Genomic DNA, 20,779 nt, shown 5'->3' on the forward strand with positions numbered 1-20,779 from the left:
GCGCGGTCCGCGGGGCTCAGCCCCCGCGGACCGCGCGCAGCACCTCCTCGGCGACCACACCCGCGTGCCGCTCGGGCAGCCAGTGCCCGCCGTCCACCGTCACGTGCCGGTAGGCGCCGCGCACGTGCGCGCCCGTCCCGGCCACCGAGGAGCGGGCGAAGAACGGGTCGCGCGCGCCGGAGACGAACGTCACCGGCACGTCCGCGGGCACCGGCCCGGTCGCCCGCCCCGCCCACGGCAGCGCCCGGTACCAGCCCAGCCACGCGCTCAGCGCCCCCGGCTCGGCCGCGCGCACCGCGTAGCGCTGCGCGTGCGCGGGCGGCAGCCCCGTGGCCTCCAGCCGCCGCCGCAACCGGTCTCCGCCCAGCAGCGCCTCCGGCACGCGCGGCAGCTGGAAGAACCCCACGTACGACGAGCGCGCCACCTGCGCCGGGCTGCGCCCCGGCAGGCCCGCCGGGTGCGGCGTGGACACCGCCGTCAGCGACGCCACCCGGTCCGGGTGGTGCGCGGCCACCCGCCACGCCACCGCGCCGCCCCAGTCGTGCCCCACCAGGTGGCAGCGGCGCGCGCCCACCGCGTCCAGCAGCGCCAGCACGTCGCCGACCAGCTCGTCCAGCGCGTACGCGCGCCGGCCCGCCGGGCGCGCGCCGGGGGAGTACCCGCGCTGGTCCGGGCGCAGCACCCGCAGCCCGTGCGGGACCAGCAGCCCGGCCACCTCCGTCCACGACGTGCGGTCGGCGGGGAAGCCGTGCAGGCACACCACCGGCTCGTGGCCAGGTCCGCTCGACAGCCCGCCCGCCGGCGCGCCCACCGGCCCGGAGTCGTCCACGTCGAAGACCAGCCGCCCGGCCGCGCCCGTGCGCTCGTACCGCTCCAGCCGTCCGTCCCCGGCTCCCCGCCCGCTCACCCGGCCACCCTCGCCCGCGGCCGCCGGGCGCGCACCCGGGCCCGCGCCCGCCCCGCTCGGCGCGCCCGGCTCGGTAGGGTTGGCGCCGTGCCGCAGCGGACCCGACAGACCGCCGCCGCGGGCACCCCCCGCCCGCCCGGCGCCGCCGTCCTCGGCGCCCTCGTCGCCGGCGCGGCGCTCGCCCTGCTCGTGACGCTCGTCGCCGGCGCCACCGCCGGCGGGATCGTCCTGGCCGCCGACCTGGCCCTGGCCGCCGTCCTGCGCCTGGTCCTGCCCGTGCGGGTGGCCGGGGCGCTGGCCGTGCGCTCGCGCGCCGTGGACGTCGCCGTCCTGCTGGTGCTGGCCGCCGGCTGCGCCGGGCTGGCCTGGCTGCTCCCGTACGCCCGCTGACGCGGGTACGCTCTCCGGGACCATCCAGAGCGACCGAGAGACCTGGCTCGACGACGTCGCAGCAACCCCGTGGGGGTGCTACCGCCAGGACCGATGGGAGTGAGCATGTCCGTCAGCCCTGCCCCCGCGCCCGTGAAGTTCGCGTACTGGGTGCCCAACGTCTCCGGCGGCCTCGTCGTCTCCACGATCGAGCAGCGCACCAGCCACGACCCCGCGTACAACGTCGAGGTCGCCCGCGCCGCCGAGCGCGCCGGCTTCGAGTACGCACTCACCCAGGTGCGCTACCTCGCCTCCTACGGCGCCGACGCCCAGCACGAGTCCACCTCCTTCTCGCTGGCGCTGCTGCTGGCCACGCAGCGGCTGAAGGTCATCGCGGCCGTGCACCCGTACTTCTGGCACCCCGGCGTGCTCGCCAAGTTCGCCGCCACCGCCCAGGACCTCACCGGCGGACGGCTCGCGCTGAACGTCGTCTCCGGCTGGTTCAAGGACGAGGCCGTGCAGCTCGGCGTCGACTGGCCCGAGCACGACGAGCGCTACCGGCAGTCCGAGGAGTTCATCCGCCTGCTGCGCGGCGTGTGGTCGCAGGACGGCTACTCGCAGCGGGGCGAGTACTTCTCCGCGCGCGACATCACCTTCCGCCCGCAGCCGGCCGTGCAGCCGGAGCTGTTCCAGGGCGGCAACTCCACCGCCGCGCAGGCCATGGCCGGCCGCGTCAGCGACTGGTACTTCATGAACGGCAAGTCGATCGCCGGCGCCGCCGAGCAGGTGCGCGACGTGCGGGCCCAGGCCGCGCTGGCCGGGCGCTCGATCCGCTTCGGGCTCAACGGGTTCGCCGTCGTCCGCGACACGCGCGAGGAGGCCGTCGCCGTCCTGGAGGAGATCGTCGCCAAGGCCGACGCCACCAAGGTCGAGGGGTTCCGCGCCGCCGTGCAGGAGGCCGGCAACGCCACGCGGGACCGCAAGGGCATGTGGTCGGACAGCTCCTTCCGCGACCTCGTGCAGTACAACGACGGCTTCCGCACCGGCCTGGTCGGCACCCCCGACGAGGTCGCCCGCCGCGTCCTGGCCTACCGCCTCGTCGGCGTCGACCTGCTCCTGCTCGGGTTCCTGCACGTCAAGGAGGACATCGAGGCGTGGGGCGAGCTCGTCGTCCCGCGCGTGCGCGAGCTGGAGCAGCGCCTCGTCGACGGCGAGGACCTGCAGCTGGGCGCCGAGCTGGACGAGGCCGTGCGCACCGCGACCGAGCCGGTCCCCGCCTGAGCCTCCCGAGCGCCTCCTCGCGCGGACGGCGCCCCGCCACGTACGGTGCCCCGGTGAGCGCGACCACCGGGACCACCGACGTGGCGGGCACCGCCGCCGCCGAGCTCGTCGTCCTCCTCGCCGAGGACGGCACGCCGTGCGGCACCGCCCCCAAGGCGGAGGTCCACCACGCCGACACCCCCCTGCACCTGGCGTTCTCCTGCTGGGTGCTCGACGGGGCCGGCCGCACGCTGCTCACCCGGCGCGCCGACGCCAAGAAGACCTGGCCCGGGGTGTGGACGAACTCCTTCTGCGGCCACCCCGGCCCCGGGGAGAGCCCCGCCGAGGCGGTGCTGCGCCGCGCCGGCGACGAGCTGGGCGCCGACGTCACCGCCGTGGCCGCCGCCCTGCCCGACTTCCGCTACCGCGCCGTGATGGCCGACGGAACGGTGGAGAACGAGGTGTGCCCCGTCTTCACCGCCTCCCTGGCCGACCCCGGTGCGCCGCTGGCGCCCTCCCCGCTGGAGGTGGGCGACTGGCGCTGGGTCGACGTCGCCGAGCTGCGCGCGCAGGTCGCCCGCGACCCGCGCCCGTTCAGCCCGTGGATGCTGCTGCAGCTGCCGCAGCTGCGGCTGCCGTGAGGGCGCGCCCCGCCCGCCCGGTCCCGCCCGCACCGCCCCCGTCCGCCCGGTGACGCGCCGCCGCCTGGCCACGGTCGCCGGGCGCCTGCTGGTCCTCGCCGTCACCGTCGCCGCCGTCGTCGTCCTGGCCCGCACCGTCGACGGCGCCGACCTGGCGCAGCGCCTGCGCGAGGCCGACCCCCGCTGGATCGCCGCCGCCGCCCTCGCCTCGCTCGTGCCGATCGCCGGCAACGTCGCCTCGATGACCGCCCTGACGCCCGTGCGGCTGCCCGTCGGCTGGACGACGCTGGTGTGGCTGGCCACCAGCTTCGCCAACCTGCTCACCCCCTCCAGCACCGGCGGGGTCGCCCTCACCGTGCGCTACCTGCAGCAGCGGGGGATGGCGGTGGCCGCGGCGCTGGCCACCATCGGCGTCGTGCAGAGCACCTCGGCGCTCGTCAGCGGCGCCCTCGTGCTCGGCGGGCTCGTCACGGCCGGGCGGGCGCTGGCCCCCGCGGAGGTGCCCTGGCCGGTGCTGCTGGTCGTCGTGCTGGCCGCCGCCGCGCTCGCCGGCGTGCTGCGCGCCTCCCGCCGCGCGCGCGAGGTCGTCCGCGCGCGGGTCGTCGCGCCGCTGCGCGAGCTGTGGCCGCGGATGCGGCGCGTGCTGACCTCCCCGGGCCGGCTCCTGGTCGCGCTGGCCGGGCACGTCGCCGTCCCCCTCGGGTTCGCCGTCACCCTGGCCTGCGCGGTGCGCGCCGCGGGGGAGGCCTCCCCGCCGCTGCTGCTCCTGGTCCTCGTCGTCGTCGGCTCCTCGGCCGTGACCGTCGCCGTGCCGGTGCCCGGCGGGGTCGGGGCCTCCGAGGCCGCGCTGACCGCCGGTCTCGTCGCCGTCGGCGTCGCCCCCGCCGCGGCCCTGTCCGCGGCGCTGCTGCACCGCTTCCTCACCTTCTGGGTGCGGGTGCCGCCGGCGTGGGCGGCCCTGCTGTGGCTGCGGCGGCGCCGCTTCGTCTGAGCCGCCCCGCGCCGCTCAGTGCGACAGGCGCACCACCGTCGCCGCCGGCACCGAGGAGTGCACGCCCGGCCCGGGCGCCATGACCAGCACCTGCGCGGGCGGGGCGACGAGCCCCAGCACCGCGCCCAGCCGCCGCAGCCGCTCGGGGTCGGAGTGGCCCAGCGCGTCGTCCAGCACCACCGGCACGCCGTCCTCGGGCGAGACCAGGCTGGCGCACGCCAGCCGGACCAGGACGGCCAGCTGCTCGCGCGCACCGGTGGACAGCTGCTCCCAGCGCACCGTGCGGCCGTGCAGCTCGCGCGAGGCCACCCGCAGGTCGTCGTCCAGCTCGACGTCGAAGGTGTCGCCGAAGACGAGCCGCCCCAGCGTGCGCAGCTTGTCCCGGAACGGGGCGACGTAGCGGCGCCGCGCCGCCGCGCGGTGCCGCGCGAGGACCTCGTGCAGCAGGTCCGCCGCGGCCGCCCGCCGGGCCAGCGCCGCGTGCTCGGCGGCCAGCGCCTCCACGGTGGTCTCGACGGCGTCCAGCGCCGCCTGCCGGCCCTCGCGCCCGACCAGCTCCAGGCGCACCGTCAGCGTCGCCAGGTCCGCCTCGGTGCGGCGCAGGTCCTCGTCGGCGCGGGCCAGGACGGCCTCGGCGTGCGCGAGGAGGGTGTCGGCGGCGCCGCGCTCGCGGGCGTCCAGCTCGGCGCGGGCGCCGGACAGCTGCGCGCGCGCCTCCTCCAGGGCTGCCGCGGCCGCCGCGGCCGCCTCCGCCAGCGCCTCGTCCGGGGCGCCGTCGCGGTCGCGGGCCAGCTGCCCGGCGGCGCGCTCGGCCTCCTCGGCGACGACCCGCAGGGTCGCCTCGCCCCCGCGCACCCCGGCCGCCAGGCCCTCCCGGCGGGCGCGGGCCTCGGCCACCGCCGCCCGGGCGCCGTCCAGCCGCCCCCGGGCCTCCTCCTCCGCCGCGCGGGCCGCCCGCTCGGCCTCGCGGGCCGCGCCCACGTCGCCGGGCGCCGCCGCGCTCCCGTCCCGGCCCCCGTCCCCGTCCCCGCCGTCGTCCTCACCGGCGGTCGCACGCTCGGCGAGCAGGCGCTCGTGCTCGGCGCGGTCCTGCGCCACGTCGCCCACCGCGGCGTGCCGCTGCCGGGCCAGGGCCAGGGCCCCTTCGGCCGCGCGGCGCTCGGCCGCCGCCCCGCGGGCCGCGGCGGCGTCCGCCACACCGGCCTCCGCCAGGACGGCGCGCAGCCCGCGCTCGGCGCCGGCGACCGTCTCGGCCAGGTCCCGCGCCCCGCCGCCGGGCACCACCCGCACCCGCACGAGACCGTCGACGGCCACCTCCAGCTCGCCGGTCGCCGTCGCCTCGCGGGTCCCGGCGGGCAGGACCTCCCCGGCCAGCAGCACCCGCCCGTCCGCCAGGGCCTCGACGACGACCCGGGGCGCGGCGGCCTCGGCCGCCGCGCGCGCCACCCGGACCGCCTCGTCGGCCTCCTCGACGCGGCGCAGCAGGGCCTCGCCGACCAGCAGGCCGCCCAGGGCCGCGCGCGCGGCCGCGACGTCGCGCTCGGCGGCCTCGTGCGCGGCCAGGCGGGCGGCCAGCCGCCGCAGGGTCTCCGCGTCCTCCGCCGCGCGGGCCGCCGCCCGCGCCCGCGACCACGCCGTCCGCGCGGCGTCGGCGTCCTCGCCCGCCGCCGCGCGCGCCTCCTCCAGCCGCGCCGTCAGCGCCGCGGCCTCCTCCTCGGCGGCGCGCAGCCGCACCAGCTGCTCCTCCTGGCGGGCCAGCTCGCCCGCGCGGCGGGCCGCGTCCTCGGCCCGCTCGCGCCGGCGCTCCACGGCGGCGCGGGCCTCCTCCGCGGCCCGCGCGCGCTGCGCGACGACCTCGTCACCGGCGCGGACGCGGGTGCGCAGCTCCTCCAGCGCCGCCACCGCGGCGCGCTGGCCGTCCGCCTCGGCGGCCGTGCGGTCGCGGTGCTCGCGCAGCCGCGCGCGCTCGGCGACCAGGGCGGCGTGCCGCTCGACGTCGGCGGCGACCTCCGCCAGCGCCCGCGCGGCCGCGTCGCGCTCGGCGACGGCGCGCTCCAGCTCCTCCCCGCACGCCCGGAAGCGGGCGGTGGGCCGCCCCGAGGCGGTGAGGAACTCCGCCCGCCGGGCCGCCACCCGCTCCAGCAGGTCCTCGGCCCCGTCCGCGCCGTCGCCGCGGTCCCCGCCCGAGGAGCCGCCCGCCGCGGCGTCCAGCGCGGCGGCCAGCGCGGCGCTGCCGGCCACCGACGTGTCCAGGGGTGCGCCCTGCAGCAGGCGCAGCGCCCGCCACAGGCCCTCGTCGAGGGTCTCGGCGAGGATCGCCAGGACGCGGGCGTGCGCCTCCTCGCCCGTCAGCTGCTCGCGGCGCGGCGCCGAGACCGTCAGCGCGGTCGCCGGCCGCGAGTGCCACTGCTTGCGGTAGGTGAAGCGGTACGGGCCGCATGACAGCTCCGCCTCGACGCAGGTGGGCGCGTCCCGGTGCACCGGCTTGACGGCCAGCACCGAGCTCTTGCGCGAGGAGTGCTTCTCCGTCAGCAGCATGTCGAGGGCCTCGACCACGGACGTCTTGCCGACCTCGTTGGCGCCCTCCAGGACCACCACGCCGGCCTCGGGAAGGTGCAGCTCGCGGTGCTCCACGCCGCGGAAGTCCTTCAGGAGCAGGCGGTGCACCTTCACGCGCGCGACCCCCCGCCCGCCAGCCGGTGCAGCAGCGCCAGCGCGTCCCGGGCCACCAGCGGGTCGGCCCCCGCACCGGTCCCGCCACCCCCGCCGCCCCCGCCGCCGCCGGGGTCCGCCCGGCCGGCCAGCTCCGCCAGCTCGGCGACGGCGCCGTCGGCCCAGCCGCCCAGGCCCAGGTCGCTCAGCTCGGCGTCGGCGGGCAGCACCACCAGGTCGGTGTGCCGCTCCCACTCCTGCACGCCCGCGAACAGGTGCCGCTGCGCCTCCAGCAGGTCGTCCAGCTCCGCCTTCTGCGCCAGCGTCAGCGTGCCGGTCAGGCTGAGCGTGACGACCGTGCGGTCCTTGGCGGGCAGCGCCGTCAGCCGCTCGCGCAGCGCGGCCAGCGACTCGTCGGAGTCCAGCTCCGCGCGCACCAGCGGGAACGCCCACGTGCCCACCCGCACCGGCTCCACCCTCGCCGGCGAGCTGCCGTCCAGCTCCACGACGAGCACGTTGCCCGGGTCCACCTCGCGCCGGTCGGTGACCTCCGGGGTGCCCGCGTACCAGACGGCGCCCGAGGTCCCGACCCGCGTCGTGGAGTGCCGGTCGCCCAGCGCCACGTAGTGCAGCCGCCCCGCGGCCAGGGCCTCCTCCAGCGGCGCCAGCGCGATGCGGGCCGGGTCGTCGCGGTCGGGGGACAGCGCGTCCACCGCGCCGTGCCCGGCCACCACGCGCAGGGTGCCGTCGGCCGGCAGCCCCGCCACCGCCCGCGCCACCAGGTCCTCCAGGGGGCGCTTGGACGTCCACGGGGCGGCCACCAGCTCCACGCCCGGGCGCACCTCGTGCGGGCCGGGGGCGTCCAGCACGTGCACGCCCGGCGCCGAGCGCACCTCCGGCGAGCGCAGCACCGAGGAGGCGTCCAGCGGGTCGTGGTTGCCCGGCAGCAGGTAGACCGGCACCCCGCCGTCGGCGAGGGCCTCCAGCGCCCGCGCCACCACCCGCGGGCCGACGGCGTTGGACTCGAACACGTCGCCGCACACGAGGACGAACTCCGCGCCGCGCTCGCGGGCCAGCTGCCCCGTGCGGCGCACCGCGTCGGTGCGGGCGGCGGTGTAGCGCGGTTGCGCGTCGGCGTCCAGGAAGTGCCGGGTCATGCCCAGCTGCCAGTCGGCGGTGTGGACGAACCGGAGCGGTGGTGCCATGCCCCCGACGCTAGGTCAGGGCGCCGACACCGCCGGCACCGGCGCGTCCGGGCGTGCCGCGCGGCGGGTGCTCAGGCGCCGGCGCGGGGCAGCGCGCTGGCCCGCCAGCCGCCCGGTCCCGGGCGCGGCGGCAGGCCCAGCACGTGCCGGCGGTCGGCCCAGCGCGAGCGCGGCGCCTCCGCGCCCACCCCCGTCCCGGCCGCGGGCTGCGCCGCGGCGGTGCTCAGCGTGCTGGTGAGCACGACGGTCAGCGCCGCCAGCTCCTCGGGTTCGGGGTGGCCGCGCTCGATCCGCAGCGAGCCCAGCAGTTCCGCGGCCTCCAGCGCCACGCGCGCCTCCTCGTCGTCGTCGTCGTCCCGGTCCTCCCGGTCGTCCCGGTCGTCCCGCCCCGGCCCGCCCGTCGCGGCCGGGCCGGTCGTGCTCACAGCGGGATGTTCCCGTGCTTCTTGGCGGGCAGGACCGCCCGCTTGGTCGCCAGCGCCCGCAGCGCGCGCGTCACCTGCACGCGGGTCTCCGAGGGCGCCACGACCGCGTCGACGTACCCGCGCTCGGCGGCCACGTACGGGTTGGCCAGCTCCTCCTCGTACTCCTCCACGAGCTGCCGGCGGCGCTCCTCGACGTCCTCGCCGGCCTCGGCGGCCGCCTTCAGCGTCGCCCGGTGCAGGATGTTCACCGCGCCCTGCGCGCCCATCACGGCGATCTGCGCGGTGGGCCAGGCCAGGCACACGTCGGCGCCCATCTCCTTGCTGCCCATGACGATGTACGCGCCGCCGTACGCCTTGCGCGTGATGACGGTGACCAGGGGGACGGTCGCCTCGGCGTAGGCGTACAGCAGCTTCGCGCCGCGGCGGATGATGCCGCCCCACTCCTGGTCGGTGCCGGGCAGGAAGCCGGGCACGTCGACGAACGTCAGGACCGGGACGTTGAACGCGTCGCACAGGCGCACGAAGCGGGCGGCCTTCTCCGAGGCGTCGATGTCCAGGGTGCCGGCCAGCTGCTGCGGCTGGTTGGCCACGACGCCGACCGAGCGGCCCTCCACGCGCCCGAACCCGCACAGCACGTTGGGCGCGAACAGCTCGTGGACCTGCAGGAACTCGCCGTCGTCGAGGACGCCGGTGACGACCTGGAGCATGTCGTACGGCTGGTTCGCGGCGTCGGGCACGACCGTGTCCAGCAGCAGGTCGTGCTCGTCGACCTCCAGGCCCGCCGGCTCCTCGGCCGGCACCACGGGCGCCTCGGACAGGTTGTTCGAGGGCAGGTAGGACAGCAGCTCGCGCACGTAGGCGATCGCCTCGTCCTCGTCGAGGGACAGGTGGTGCGCCACCCCCGAGCGCGTCGTGTGCGTGCGCGCCCCGCCCAGCTCCTCGAAGCCGACGTCCTCGCCGGTGACCGTGCGGATGACGTCGGGGCCGGTGACGAACATGTGCGAGGTCTCGTCGACCATCACCGTCACGTCGGTCAGGGCGGGGGAGTACACCGCGCCGCCCGCGCACGGGCCGACGATGAGGGAGACCTGCGGGACCACGCCGGAGGCGTGCACGTTGCGCCGGAAGATGCGCGCGTACTGCACCAGGGAGGCCACGCCCTCCTGGATGCGCGCGCCGCCGCCGTCGTTGATGCCGATGACGGGGCAGCCGGTCGTGGCCGCGAACTCCTGCAGCTTGGCGATCTTGGCGCCGTGCACCTCGCCCAGCGAGCCGCCGAAGGCCGTGAAGTCCTGCGCGAAGACCGCGACGGGGCGCCCGTCGACGGTCGCGTAGCCGGTGACGACGCCGTCGCCGTCGACGTGCTTGGCGGCCATCCCGAAGGCCGTGGCCGTGGAGCGGGCGAAGCCGTCCAGCTCGACGAAGGAGCCCTCGTCGACCAGCGCGGCGATGCGCTCGCGGGCCGTCTTCTTGCCGCGGGGGTGCTGGCGGGCCGCGGCGCGCTCGTCGGCGGCGGCGACGGCCTCGTGGGCGCGCCGGTGCAGCTCGGCCAGCCGCCCGGCGGTGCTGCGCGGGTCGGGCCCGTCCGGGGCCGACCCGGCCGCGGGGGCCGCGGGATCGGCGGGGGACTCCACGGGCGCCTGGGGACTGCTCACGGGGCGGCAGCGTAACGGCCGGGCCCGCGCGCGGGCAGCCGTCGGCGCCCCGGGCGGCCGGTGCCGTCGGCCGTCCGGGTAGCTTGACGTCGAGGGAACGGCGCGCGCACCGCTTGACACCCCCTCCGCCCGCCGGGTGGAGTCCGGGGGTCGGCGCGCGCGCCGGCGAGGACGCGCAGTCACCGACCACCGACGGCGGTGGCACCCGGAGGAGGGGGAGCAGTGGCCAAGATCAAGGTTCAGGGACCGGTCGTCGAGCTCGACGGCGACGAGATGACCCGGATCATCTGGCAGTTCATCAAGGACCGCCTGGTGCACCCGTACCTGGACGTCGACCTGGAGTACTACGACCTCGGCGTCGAGAGCCGGGACGCGACCGACGACCAGATCACGATCGACGCCGCCAACGCGATCAAGAAGGCCGGCGTCGGCGTCAAGTGCGCCACCATCACCCCCGACGAGGCCCGCGTCGAGGAGTTCGGCCTGAAGAAGATGTGGCGGTCCCCGAACGGGACGATCCGCAACATCCTCGGCGGCGTCATCTTCCGCGAGCCCATCATCATCTCGAACATCCCGCGCCTGGTGCCGGGCTGGACCAAGCCGATCATCGTGGGCCGCCACGCCTTCGGCGACCAGTACCGCGCGACCGACTTCCGCTTCCCCGGCGAGGGCACGCTGACCGTCACCTTCACCCCGAAGGACGGCTCGGAGCCCATCGAGCACGAGGTGTTCCAGGCCCCCGGAGCCGGTGTCTCGCTGTCGATGTACAACCTCGACAGCTCGATCGTCGACTTCGCCCGCGCGTCGCTGAACTACGGCCTGGCCCGCGGGTACCCGGTCTACCTGTCGACGAAGAACACGATCCTCAAGGCCTACGACGGCCGCTTCAAGGACATCTTCGAGGAGGTGTTCCAGAGCGAGTTCAAGGAGAAGTTCGCCGAGGCGGGCATCACCTACGAGCACCGCCTCATCGACGACATGGTCGCCGCCTCCCTGAAGTGGGAGGGCGGCTACGTGTGGGCCTGCAAGAACTACGACGGCGACGTGCAGTCGGACACCGTCGCGCAGGGCTTCGGCTCGCTGGGGCTGATGACGTCCGTGCTGACCACCCCGGACGGCTCGGTCGTCGAGGCGGAGGCCGCGCACGGCACCGTGACGCGCCACTACCGCCAGCACCAGCAGGGCAAGCCCACCTCGACCAACCCGATCGCCTCGATCTACGCGTGGACGCGCGGGCTGGCCCACCGCGGCAAGCTGGACTCCACCCCCGAGGTCACCGGCTTCGCCGAGACCCTCGAGGACGTCGTCGTCAAGACCGTCGAGAGCGGCAGGATGACCAAGGACCTCGCCCTGCTCGTCGGCCCGGACCAGGCCTGGCAGACCACCGAGGAGTTCCTCGCCACGCTCGACGAGAACCTGGCCGCGCGCCTGCGCTGACCGGCGCGCCGGCCCGGCGCGCCTCACCCCGACGGCCCCCGTCCCGCCCGGGACGGGGGCCGTCGCGCGCCCGGGCCCGCAGCGGTGACGGCCCGTGCCGGGCGGGTGACGGCACGTCCGGGTGGCTGTCGCAGCGTCCCCGAGCGGGCATCATGGGCGGTTCCGCCGGAGGCCGCCGAGCCCGCGCACGCCCCGGCCCGTGCCGCAGGGACCTGACTGGAGGACCGTGAAGATCGTCTACTACAGCTTCGGGGGGCGCTACGCCGACAACCCCCGGGCCCTGCACCAGCGCCTGCTGGCGCGCGGGGACGTCGACGCCGAGCACGTCTGGCTCGCCGGCCCCGGCAGGACGTTCCCGGCCGGCACGGCCACCGCGGCCTGGGGCGGGGACGAGACGGTCCGGGCGCTGGAGAGCGCCGACCTCGTGGTCGCCGACAACCACCTGCCGGCCTTCCGCAAGAAGCCCGGCGCCACCTACCTGCAGACCTGGCACGGCACCCCGCTCAAGCGCATCCACCGCGACGCGGTCTTCACCCAGCCCGACGGCGAGGACGTCATGCGCCGCCTGGACGACGACGTCACCCGCTGGGACGTCCTGCTCGCGCCCAGCGACGCCGCGCACGGCCCGCTGACCGGCGCCTTCCGCTACACCGGGCACGCCCCCGTCACCGGCTACCCGCGCAACGACGCCCTCGTCGGCGAGCGCGCGGCCCGCCGCCGCGAGGAGGTGCGCGAGCAGCTGGGCATCCCCGCCGGGCGCACCGCCGTCCTGTACGCGCCGACCTGGCGCGACGACGAGCGCTTCGGCGACGGCCCCGACTTCCGCCTCGCCCTGGACCTGGACCGCTTCCACCGGCGGCTGGGCGGCGACGCCGTCCTGCTGCTGCGCCTGCACTACCTCGTCGCCGGCGCCCTGGGCACCGTGGACGCGCCGGGCGTGCTGGACGTGTCGGCCCACCCCGACATCAACGACCTGTACCTGGCCGCCGACGTCCTCGTCAGCGACTACTCCTCCGCGCAGTTCGACTTCGCCGTCACCGGCAAGCCCGTCGTGTCGTACGTGTACGACATCGAGCGCTACCGCGACAGCCTGCGCGGCTTCTACTTCGACCCGTACGCGATCGCGCCCGGGCCGATGCTGACGACGACCGAGGAGGTCCTCGACGCCGTCGCCGACCTCGACGCCCTGCGCGCCGAGCACGCCGAGCGCTACCGGGTCTTCCGGCAGCGGTTCTGCCACCGCGAGGACGGCCGCTCGGCCGACCGCGTGCTCGACCTCGTCCTGTCCCCGGCACCCGCCCCGATGGAGGTGCGCTCGTGAACGACGTCCCCACCACCCCCACCGACGTCCAGGCCGTCGTCCTGGCCGCCGGTCTCGGCACCCGGCTCGGCCGGCCGCTGCCGAAGTCCCAGACCGTCCTGCGCGACGGGCGCACGATCATGCGCCAGCAGGTCGACAACCTGCGCGCGGTCCTCGGCCGGATCCCGGTCACGGTCGTCGTCGGCTTCAAGGCGACAGTGATCATGGAGGCCCACCCGGACCTGCTGTTCGCCTACAACGAGCTGTTCGACTCCACCAACACCTCCAAGAGCCTGCTGCGGGCGCTGGTCCTGTCCCAGCACGGCGGCGTGCTGTGGATGAACGGCGACGTCGTCTTCGACCCGCGGGTGCTGCAGGCGGTGCGCCCGCACCTGGAGCGCGACGAGACGTTCGTGTGCGTCAACACGGCCGCCGTCGGCGAGGAGGAGGTCAAGTACACCGTCGACGACGACGGGTACGTGCGGGAGCTGTCGAAGACCGTCGTCGGCGGGCTCGGCGAGGCCGTCGGCATCAACTACGTGTCCTCCACCGACAAGGCGCTGCTGCGCGAGGAGCTGCGCGCCTGCGCCGACACCGACTACTTCGAGCGCGGCATCGAGACGGCCATCGCCCGCGGGATGCGGGTGCTGCCCGTGGACGTGTCCGCCTACGACGTCGTCGAGGTGGACTTCGAGGAGGACCTGCAGCGCGCCGACCGCATCGACGCGGAGAACCTGCGGCTGGGCAGCCACCGGCGCTGAGGCCGGGACGGCCCGGGCGGGCCGTCCCGCGGGTCAGCGGAAGACGACGGTGCGGTGGCCGTCGAGCAGCACCCGCTGCTCGGCGTGCCAGCGCACCGCGCGCGCCAGCGTGCGCGCCTCCACGTCCTGCCCCACGCGGACCAGGTCGGCGGGGGAGTGGCGGTGGTCCACCCGCTCGACCTCCTGCTCGATGATCGGGCCCTCGTCCAGGTCGGCCGTCACGTAGTGCGCGGTCGCGCCGATGATCTTCACGCCGCGGTCGTGGGCCTGGTGGTACGGCTTGGCGCCCTTGAAGCTCGGCAGGAACGAGTGGTGGATGTTGATGGCCCGCCCCGCCAGCCGCCGGCACAGCCCGTCGGAGAGCACCTGCATGTAGCGGGCCAGCACCACCAGCTCCACGTCCAGCTCGCCCACCAGCTCCAGCAGCCGCGCCTCGGCGCGCTCCTTGGAGGTCGCGTCGCCCGTGAGGACCGGCACGTGGTGGAACGGCACGCCGTAGAAGTCCGCCAGGGGCGCCAGGTCGGTGTGGTTGGAGACCACGGCCGCCACCTCCAGCGGCAGCCCGCCCGAGCGCACCCGGAAGAGCAGGTCGTTCAGGCAGTGGCCCTGCTTGGAGCACATCACCAGGGTGCGCACCGGCTCGTCGGCCGGGCTCATCCGCCAGTCCAGGTCGAAGCGCGAGGCCACGACCGCCAGGTTCGCCCGCAGCGCCTCGTCGCTCGCGCCCGCGTCGAAGGCCACCCGCATCGAGAACAGGCCGCTGTCGGGGTCCCCGAACTGCTGGCTCTCGGTGATGTTCGCGTCGAGGGCGACCAGCGCCCCCGTCACGGCGTGGACGATGCCGGGGCGGTCGGGGCAGGACAGGGTCAGGACCCTCGGGCGCGTGCTCACGCCGTGAAGCCTAGGCTTCGGTCCGTGCCCGAACGACCGACGGCCCCCGGCCCCGACGGCGCCGGGCCGCCGTCCGTCTTCGCCGGCGCCAAGGAGGTCCTGCGCCAGACCGGACCCCGGCCCCTGGTGCCCGGCGGCAGCGGCCTCGCCCAGCTGAAGGCCGTCGTGAGCACCCTGGAGCGCGACGAGGACCCGGACACGATCGTCCTGGGCGCCGTCCCCTTCGACCTGGCGCAGCCCGGCGCGCTGCGGGTGGGCCCGGCCGAGCGCAGCCAGGGACCGCTGCGCGGGGCGCCCGGTCGCCGTCCCACCGTGGCCTCCAGCCGGCCCGTGCCGCCGCCGCAGGTGTACGCCGAGGAGGTGCGCGTCGCGCTGGAGCGCATCGGCGCCGGGGAGGCGGAGAAGGTCGTCCTGGCCCGCTCCCTGGAGCTGACCGGCCTGGAGGAGTGGTCGGTGCCCGACCTCGCCGCCCGCCTGGCCGGGCGCAACCCCGCCGCCACCGCGCTGGCCGTGCCGGTCGACGACCCCGCCCGCGCCGACGCCCGCTGGCTGGTCGGGGCCAGCCCCGAGCTGCTGCTGCGCCGGCGCGGGCCCAGCGTCCTGCTGCGCCCCCTGGCCGGGTCCATCCCGCGCTCGCCCGAGCCGACGGAGGACCTGCGCCGCGCCGAGGCGCTCATGGGCAGCGAGAAGGACCGCCGCGAGCACGCCTACGTCGTCGAGGCCGTCGTCGAGGGCCTCAAGCCGTTCTGCCGCACCGTCAGCGCCCCCGAGCCGGAGCTGCTGGCCACCCCCGCCGTGTGGCACCTGGCCACCCGGGTGACCGCGCTGCTCACCGACCGCAGCACCACCTCGGTGGACCTCGTGGCCGCCCTGCACCCCACCCCCGCCGTCGGCGGCACCCCGCGCGCCGGCGCCCTCGCGGTCATCCGCGACGTGGAGCAGCTCGAGCGCGGCCTGTACGCCGGGGCGGTGGGCTGGCAGGACGGCGACGGGGACGGCGAGTGGGTCGTCGCGGTGCGCTGCGCGGAGGTGCGCGGCCGCTCCCTGCGCATCTTCGGCGGCGCCGGCATCGTCGCCGGGTCCGTGCCCAGCGCCGAGGTGGCGGAGACGGCCGCCAAGATGCGGACCGTCCTGGACGCGGCCGTCGGCTAGCCTGGTCGGGCCGCGACTGGCGCGGGTGGGGAACCACCGGGGAGCGGCAACGGGTGCGCACCGGCCGGGTGCGCCGCCCGCCGTGCACGGGGTCGTCCGCCTGGGCCTCGCGTCGTCCCCCGCCGCCTCCCGAGGAGCGAACGTGACCGACGTCCTGCCCCAGACCACCGCCCCCGGCGTCACCGACCGGCCGCTGGCCGAGGTCGACCCCGAGATCGCCGCCGTCCTGGACGCCGAGCTCGGCCGCCAGCGCGACACCCTCGAGATGATCGCCAGCGAGAACTTCGCCCCGCGCGCGGTCCTCGAGGCGCAGGGCTCGGTGCTGACGAACAAGTACGCCGAGGGGTACCCGGGCAAGCGCTACTACGGCGGCTGCGAGCACGTCGACGTCGCCGAGGAGCTGGCCCGCACCCGCGCCAAGGAGCTGTTCGGCGCCGAGCACGCCAACGTGCAGCCGCACTCGGGCGCCACCGCCAACGCGGCCGCCATGCACGCCCTCATCCGCGGCGGCGACGGCATCCTGGGCCTGGAGCTGGCCCACGGCGGCCACCTCACCCACGGCATGAAGATCAACTTCTCGGGCCGCATGTACGACGTGTCCGCCTACGGCGTGGACCCGACGACCTTCCGCGTCGACATGGACGTCGTGCGCGCCACCGCGCTGTCCGCGCGCCCCAAGCTGATCATCGCCGGCTGGTCGGCCTACCCCCGCCAGCTCGACTTCGCCGCCTTCCGCGAGATCGCCGACGAGGTCGGCGCGTACCTCATGGTCGACATGGCCCACTTCGCCGGCCTGGTCGCCGCCGGGCTGCACCCCAACCCCGTCCCGCACGCGCACGTGGTCACCTCCACCGTGCACAAGACGCTGGCCGGCCCCCGCTCCGGCGTCATCCTCACCACCGCCGAGCACGCGAAGAAGATCGACTCCGCGGTCTTCCCCGGCCAGCAGGGCGGCCCGCTCATGCACGCCGTGGCCGCCAAGGCCGTCGCCTTCAAGGTCGCCGCGGGCGAGGAGTTCCGCGAGCGCCAGGAGCGCACCCTGGAGGGCGCGCGCATCATCGCCGAGCGCCTGACCGCCGCCGACGCCCGCGAGGCCGGCGTGTCCGTGCTCACCGGCGGCACCGACGTGCACCTGGTGCTGGTGGACCTGCGCGAGTCGCAGCTGGACGGCCAGCAGGCCGAGGACCGCCTCCACGAGGTCGGCATCACCGTCAACCGCAACGCGGTGCCCTTCGACCCGCGCCCGCCGATGGTCACCTCCGGCCTGCGCATCGGCACCCCCGCGCTGGCCACCCGCGGCTTCGGCGCCGAGGAGTTCACCGAGGTCGCCGACGTCATCGCCCAGGCCCTCAAGCCCGGCTTCGACGCCGCGTCCCTGCGCGCGCGGGTGGCGGCGCTGACCGAGCGCTTCCCGCTGTACCCCTCCGCGCAGGCGCACGCGTGAGCGCCGTCGTCCTCGACGGGAAGGCCGCCGCGGCGGCCGTCAAGGCGGACCTCGCGCAGCGCGTCGCCGCGCTGCGCGAGCGCGGGGTCGTGCCCGGGCTGGGCACCGTGCTGGTCGGCGACGACCCCGGCTCGGCGTCCTACGTGCGCGGCAAGCACCGCGACTGCGCCGAGGTGGGCATCGCCTCGATCCAGGTGGAGCTGCCCGCCAGCGCCACCCAGGGCGAGGTCGAGGCGGAGGTCGCGCAGTTGAACGCGAACCCGGACTGCACCGGGTTCATCGTCCAGCTGCCGCTGCCGCGCGGGATCGACGCCAACCGGGTCCTGGAGCTCGTCGACCCGGCCAAGGACGCCGACGGCCTGCACCCGACGAACCTGGGCCGGCTCGTGCTGCGGGTGGGGGAGGAGATCACCTCCCCGCTGCCGTGCACGCCGCGCGGGGTCATCGACCTGCTGCAGCGGCACGACGTGCCGCTGAAGGGTGCCGAGGTCGTCGTCGTCGGCCGCGGCGTCACCGTCGGGCGGCCCATCGGGCTGCTGCTGACCCGCCGCGGGATCGACGCCACCGTCACCCTGTGCCACACCGGCACGAAGGACCTGGCCGCGCACCTGCGCCGCGCCGACGTGGTCGTCGCGGCCGCGGGCGTGCCCGGGCTGGTGACCGCCGACGCCGTCAAGCCCGGTGCCGCCGTCCTCGACGTGGGCGTCTCGCGCGTGCCGGACCCGGAGACGGGAAGGTCGAAGCTCACCGGCGACGTCGCGCTCGACGTGGCCGAGGTCGCCGGGTACCTGGCGCCCAACCCCGGCGGGGTGGGGCCGATGACCCGCGCGCTGCTGCTGACGAACGTCGTCGAGAGCGCCGAGCGGGCCGCCGGCCTGCGCTGACCCGCCCCCGTCGACCGGCTCCTGGCGCGTTCTCCACCCCTCCCGCGCCCGGGAGGGGTGGAGAACGCGCCAGGAGTCGTGCTGTCGGGGCCGCCGGTGCGTCAGCGCGTGCCGCGCAGGACGTGCGCACCGCGCACGCCCCACGCCAGGAACAGCGGCAGCATCCCGAAGCTGTTGTGGCCGAGGACGGTGCTGAGCACCAGGGCCAGCGGCAGGGCCGCCGCCAGCCACCAGGCCGCGGCGCGCGGCGCCCAGCGCGAGCGCAGCAGCGACACGCCCAGCACCGTCGACCCGGTCAGCACCAGCAGCTGTCCCGGCAGCATCAGCGACAGGTAGGCGAGGTCCACGACCGGACTCCCGGTGGGGTCCGCGCTCAGCACCCCGCCGACCAGTGCGACACCGGCGAGGGACAGGCCCGCGCCGACGACCACGACCACCCACGACCCGCGCTCCACCCGCGTCGCCGGCCGTCGCTCGCGCCGGGCGCTGACCACGGACACCAGCACGGCCGGGAACAGCACCGCCGCCGCGACCAGCCACGTCGCGTACACGCGCGCGGGGCTGCCGAAACCGAGCAGCGGTTCCAGCAGCCGGTCCGCCGGCTCCGCCCACCACGTCACCGGAGGCACCAGCGCCGGCGCCCCGTCCGGTGTCCGGAACCACGACAGCGCCAGCAGCGGCACGACGACGCACGCCCCCGCCGCGGCGACCACCGCCCACCGGGCGACGGCCCGCCGCCACCTCGTCGCACCCGCGACGTCCTCGACCACCACGTCGACCACCACGCCACCCCCTCCTCAGCGGGCCGCACCGCCTGCGGTCCACCCGCAGGTTCCGCGGGCGCGGTGGTCGGCGTCGTCGACCCGTGGCGGTCGGCGGGTACCGCAGCGGGTTGATGCGGGCGGCGCCGCCGCGGCGCTACCGTCCCGGGATGGACCCCGGTCCGCGGCACGCGCTGCGCGACCTGCCCCGCGGCGATGCCGTCCTGCCCGCCGCGCTGGGGATCGTCGCGACCGCCGAGCACGTCCTCAGCGGCTACGGGCCGCTGTGGGCCTCCCTCGGTGCCGTCTGGTGCGCGTGCCTGGTCCTCGCGGTGCGCCGCCTCGCCGGGGAGCTGGCCTCACCCGCCGTCGCGGTCCTGTACCTGGCCCCGGCGCTGGCGGGCGTGCCGATCGGGGAGCCGGCGTCGCCCGTGCTGATGATGTCCCTGGCCGCCTACAGCGCCGGCCGCTACCCGCGGTGGGGAGCGGTGTGGCCCGGTGCCGCCGCGGTCTCGGCGGCCCTCGCGATCACCCTGCTGGTGATGGGAGCGCTCGACGGGATCGACCCCAGCGCGGTGTTCGGGGCGGTCTTCAGCTACCCGCCGTGGCTGATCGGCGTCCTGCTGCGGCGCGAGCTGCGGCGCAGCGCCGACCTGGCGGTCGAGGCCGAGCGCGCCCGGGCTCGGCACGAGCGGGAGCTGCTGCAGGTCGCCGCGGCCGAGCGGCGCCGCCTCGCCCTCGAGGTGCACGACGTCGTCTCCCGCTCGCTGGCCATCGTCCTCGTGCAGGCCTCGGTCGCCGAGGACGCCGTCGACCGGGACCCGCAGGGGTGCCGGCGGAGCCTGCGGCACGTGCAGGACTGCGCCCGCACGGCCGTGGGGGAGACCGGGCGGCTGCTGCGCCTGCTGCGCGACGAGACCGGCGAGCTGGGCGCCCTCCCGCGCGCCGACCTCGAGGCGCTGACGGACCTGGTGCGGGAGGTCGAGGGCACGGGGGTGCCCGTCGACCTGGTCGTCGCCCCGGAGGACCTGCGGCGGGTGGCGCCCGAGGTGCGAGCGGGGGCCTGCGCGGTGGCCGCCGAGGGCCTGACCAACGTCGTGAAGCACGCCCCCGGAGCGGGCGCCGCCGTGACCCTGGCCCTCCGCGGCGACGACCTCGCGGTCACCGTCACCAACGGCCCCCCGACCCGCCCGCCGCGAGCGGTGGGTCCCGGTGGTCACGGGCTGCAGGGGCTGGCCGAGCGCGTCGCCGCCCTGGGCGGGGTCCTGAGGTACGGCCCGACCGCCGCCGGCGGTCACCACCTGAGCGCGCACCTGCCGGTCCGCGGCGCCGCAGGAGGTGGCTGAGCGGTGGTGTCCGTGGTCCTCGCCGACGACCAGGAGCTCGTCCGCACCGGGTTGCGGGCCCTGCTGGAAGCTCGGGGCGTCGACGTGCTCGCCGAGGCCGCCGACGGCGTCGAGGCGGTCGAGGCGGTCGCCGCGACGGACCCGGACGTCGTCCTGCTCGACCTGCGGATGCCGCGCCTGGACGGCATCCGGGCCACTCGCCGGCTCGTCGAGCGCGGGGTGCGCTCACGCGTGCTCGTCCTGACCACCTACGACCTCGACGAGCACGTCTACGCCGCCCTGCGGGCGGGTGCCGCCGGCTTCCTCCTCAAGACCTGCCCGGCGGACCGCCTCGCGGACGGTGTACGCGTCGTGGCCGCGGGTGAGGCGCTGCTGGCCCCGGTCCTGACCCGCCGGCTCATCGAGGCGCACGTGCAGCGCCCGCCGCCGGGAGCCGACCCGCCTGAGCTGCGGGTCCTGACGGGGCGGGAGCGGGAGGTCCTGACCCTGGTGGCCCGCGGCCTCACCAACGCTGAGATCGCGTCGGAGCTGTCGCTGAGCGAGGCCACCGTCAAGACGCACGTGAACCGGCTGCTCGCGAAGACCGGTGTGCGCCACCGCGCCCACGCCGTGGTGCTGGCGTACGAGACGGGTCTCGTCGTGCCCGGCGCGCGCGGGGTGCTCGGGGCGTGAGGCCCCGCCCGGGTAGCGTGCCCGCC

The 20,779-nt window shown here is 76.8% G+C and carries 19 protein-coding genes and 1 riboswitch; of the genes, 12 read left to right on the top strand and 7 right to left on the bottom strand.

What is annotated here, in order from left to right; all coding sequences use genetic code 11:
• Positions 1-16: 16 nt before the first annotated feature.
• Positions 17-907: an alpha/beta fold hydrolase gene (locus AB8M62_RS16695; RefSeq protein WP_369051877.1), complete on the bottom strand. Its 891-nt coding sequence runs from the start codon at positions 905-907 to the stop codon at positions 17-19.
• Between the two features lie 87 nt (positions 908-994).
• On the opposite strand from AB8M62_RS16695, the gene AB8M62_RS16700 reads away from it, so the two are divergent.
• The 4 genes from AB8M62_RS16700 (at position 995) to AB8M62_RS16715 (ending at position 4,168) form a co-directional block, all read left to right on the top strand.
• Entirely contained in the window at positions 995-1,297 is a 303-nt protein-coding gene (locus AB8M62_RS16700) for a DUF3017 domain-containing protein (RefSeq protein WP_369051878.1), read from the top strand.
• Positions 1,298-1,314: 17 nt separating this feature from the next.
• A riboswitch (SAM riboswitch) is annotated at positions 1,315-1,397 on the top strand.
• A gap of 5 nt (positions 1,398-1,402) precedes the next feature.
• On the top strand, positions 1,403-2,557 hold the full coding sequence (sfnG, locus tag AB8M62_RS16705) for a dimethylsulfone monooxygenase SfnG (RefSeq protein ID WP_369070268.1): 1,155 nt from the start codon (positions 1,403-1,405) through the stop codon (positions 2,555-2,557).
• Positions 2,558-2,610: 53 nt separating this feature from the next.
• Positions 2,611-3,177 (top strand): isopentenyl-diphosphate Delta-isomerase, encoded by a 567-nt coding sequence (gene idi / locus AB8M62_RS16710; RefSeq protein WP_369070269.1) that lies wholly within the window; start codon positions 2,611-2,613, stop codon positions 3,175-3,177.
• Between the two features lie 49 nt (positions 3,178-3,226).
• Positions 3,227-4,168, top strand: coding sequence for a lysylphosphatidylglycerol synthase transmembrane domain-containing protein (locus AB8M62_RS16715; protein ID WP_369070270.1), 942 nt, complete (start codon positions 3,227-3,229; stop codon positions 4,166-4,168).
• Between the two features lie 15 nt (positions 4,169-4,183).
• Here the strand turns inward: AB8M62_RS16715 and AB8M62_RS16720 are convergent, their stop codons facing one another.
• The 4 genes from AB8M62_RS16720 to AB8M62_RS16735 all read right to left on the bottom strand — a co-directional run bounded on the left by AB8M62_RS16720 (position 4,184) and on the right by AB8M62_RS16735 (position 10,084).
• Entirely contained in the window at positions 4,184-6,841 is a 2,658-nt protein-coding gene (locus tag AB8M62_RS16720) for an AAA family ATPase (protein ID WP_369070271.1), read from the bottom strand.
• A complete protein-coding gene (locus tag AB8M62_RS16725; RefSeq protein WP_369070272.1) occupies positions 6,838-8,025 on the bottom strand; it encodes a metallophosphoesterase family protein in 1,188 nt (395 codons plus the stop codon). Before AB8M62_RS16725 ends, AB8M62_RS16720 begins: the two co-directional genes overlap by 4 nt.
• A gap of 71 nt (positions 8,026-8,096) precedes the next feature.
• Positions 8,097-8,450: an acyl-CoA carboxylase subunit epsilon gene (locus AB8M62_RS16730; RefSeq protein ID WP_369070273.1), complete on the bottom strand. Its 354-nt coding sequence runs from the start codon at positions 8,448-8,450 to the stop codon at positions 8,097-8,099.
• Positions 8,447-10,084: an acyl-CoA carboxylase subunit beta gene (locus tag AB8M62_RS16735; RefSeq protein ID WP_373694976.1), complete on the bottom strand. Its 1,638-nt coding sequence runs from the start codon at positions 10,082-10,084 to the stop codon at positions 8,447-8,449. The genes AB8M62_RS16730 and AB8M62_RS16735 overlap by 4 nt, the downstream gene beginning before the upstream one ends.
• Before the next feature lie 243 nt (positions 10,085-10,327).
• On the opposite strand from AB8M62_RS16735, the gene AB8M62_RS16740 reads away from it, so the two are divergent.
• The 3 genes from AB8M62_RS16740 to AB8M62_RS16750 all read left to right on the top strand — a co-directional run bounded on the left by AB8M62_RS16740 (position 10,328) and on the right by AB8M62_RS16750 (position 13,603).
• A complete protein-coding gene (locus tag AB8M62_RS16740; protein WP_369051885.1) occupies positions 10,328-11,542 on the top strand; it encodes an NADP-dependent isocitrate dehydrogenase in 1,215 nt (404 codons plus the stop codon).
• A 199-nt stretch (positions 11,543-11,741) separates the two neighbouring features.
• Entirely contained in the window at positions 11,742-12,863 is a 1,122-nt protein-coding gene (locus tag AB8M62_RS16745) for a CDP-glycerol glycerophosphotransferase family protein (RefSeq protein ID WP_369051886.1), read from the top strand.
• Positions 12,860-13,603, top strand: coding sequence for a phosphocholine cytidylyltransferase family protein (locus tag AB8M62_RS16750; protein WP_369051887.1), 744 nt, complete (start codon positions 12,860-12,862; stop codon positions 13,601-13,603). The genes AB8M62_RS16745 and AB8M62_RS16750 overlap by 4 nt, the downstream gene beginning before the upstream one ends.
• Positions 13,604-13,636: 33 nt before the next feature.
• Here the strand turns inward: AB8M62_RS16750 and purU are convergent, their stop codons facing one another.
• Positions 13,637-14,494, bottom strand: a complete 858-nt coding sequence (gene purU / locus AB8M62_RS16755; RefSeq protein WP_369070275.1) for a formyltetrahydrofolate deformylase — start codon at positions 14,492-14,494, stop codon at positions 13,637-13,639.
• A 24-nt stretch (positions 14,495-14,518) separates the two neighbouring features.
• Between purU and AB8M62_RS16760 the strand changes: the two genes are divergently transcribed.
• From AB8M62_RS16760 to AB8M62_RS16770, 3 genes are all read left to right on the top strand, one after another.
• Positions 14,519-15,646: an isochorismate synthase gene (locus tag AB8M62_RS16760; protein ID WP_369051889.1), complete on the top strand. Its 1,128-nt coding sequence runs from the start codon at positions 14,519-14,521 to the stop codon at positions 15,644-15,646.
• 142 nt (positions 15,647-15,788) lie between these two features.
• A complete protein-coding gene (glyA, locus tag AB8M62_RS16765; protein WP_369051890.1) occupies positions 15,789-17,090 on the top strand; it encodes a serine hydroxymethyltransferase in 1,302 nt (433 codons plus the stop codon).
• Positions 17,087-17,974: a bifunctional methylenetetrahydrofolate dehydrogenase/methenyltetrahydrofolate cyclohydrolase gene (locus tag AB8M62_RS16770; protein ID WP_369051891.1), complete on the top strand. Its 888-nt coding sequence runs from the start codon at positions 17,087-17,089 to the stop codon at positions 17,972-17,974. The genes glyA and AB8M62_RS16770 overlap by 4 nt, the downstream gene beginning before the upstream one ends.
• A gap of 101 nt (positions 17,975-18,075) precedes the next feature.
• On the opposite strand, the gene AB8M62_RS16775 is transcribed toward AB8M62_RS16770, so the two are convergent.
• Positions 18,076-18,759 carry a hypothetical protein gene (locus AB8M62_RS16775; RefSeq protein WP_369070276.1) on the bottom strand — a complete coding sequence of 228 codons (684 nt, stop codon included), beginning with the start codon at positions 18,757-18,759 and terminating at the stop codon, positions 18,076-18,078.
• Between the two features lie 146 nt (positions 18,760-18,905).
• Between AB8M62_RS16775 and AB8M62_RS16780 the strand changes: the two genes are divergently transcribed.
• Both AB8M62_RS16780 and AB8M62_RS16785 read left to right on the top strand, forming a co-directional pair.
• On the top strand, positions 18,906-20,081 hold the full coding sequence (locus tag AB8M62_RS16780; protein ID WP_369070278.1) for a sensor histidine kinase: 1,176 nt from the start codon (positions 18,906-18,908) through the stop codon (positions 20,079-20,081).
• Between the two features lie 3 nt (positions 20,082-20,084).
• On the top strand, positions 20,085-20,753 hold the full coding sequence (locus AB8M62_RS16785) for a response regulator (RefSeq protein WP_369070279.1): 669 nt from the start codon (positions 20,085-20,087) through the stop codon (positions 20,751-20,753).
• The last annotated feature ends 26 nt before the right edge of the window (positions 20,754-20,779 follow it).

This window comes from Kineococcus terrestris (genome assembly GCF_041020755.1).
GTDB lineage: Bacteria > Actinomycetota > Actinomycetes > Actinomycetales > Kineococcaceae > Kineococcus > Kineococcus terrestris.

Excerpts from the sequence above, each read along its gene's own strand:
- AB8M62_RS16780 (WP_369070278.1), top strand. The coding sequence starts at position 18,906 with ATGGACCCCGGTCCGCGGCACGCGCTGCGCGACCTGCCCCGCGGCGAT.
- AB8M62_RS16725 (WP_369070272.1), bottom strand. The coding sequence starts at position 8,025 with ATGGCACCACCGCTCCGGTTCGTCCACACCGCCGACTGGCAGCTGGGC.
- sfnG (WP_369070268.1), top strand. The coding sequence starts at position 1,403 with ATGTCCGTCAGCCCTGCCCCCGCGCCCGTGAAGTTCGCGTACTGGGTG.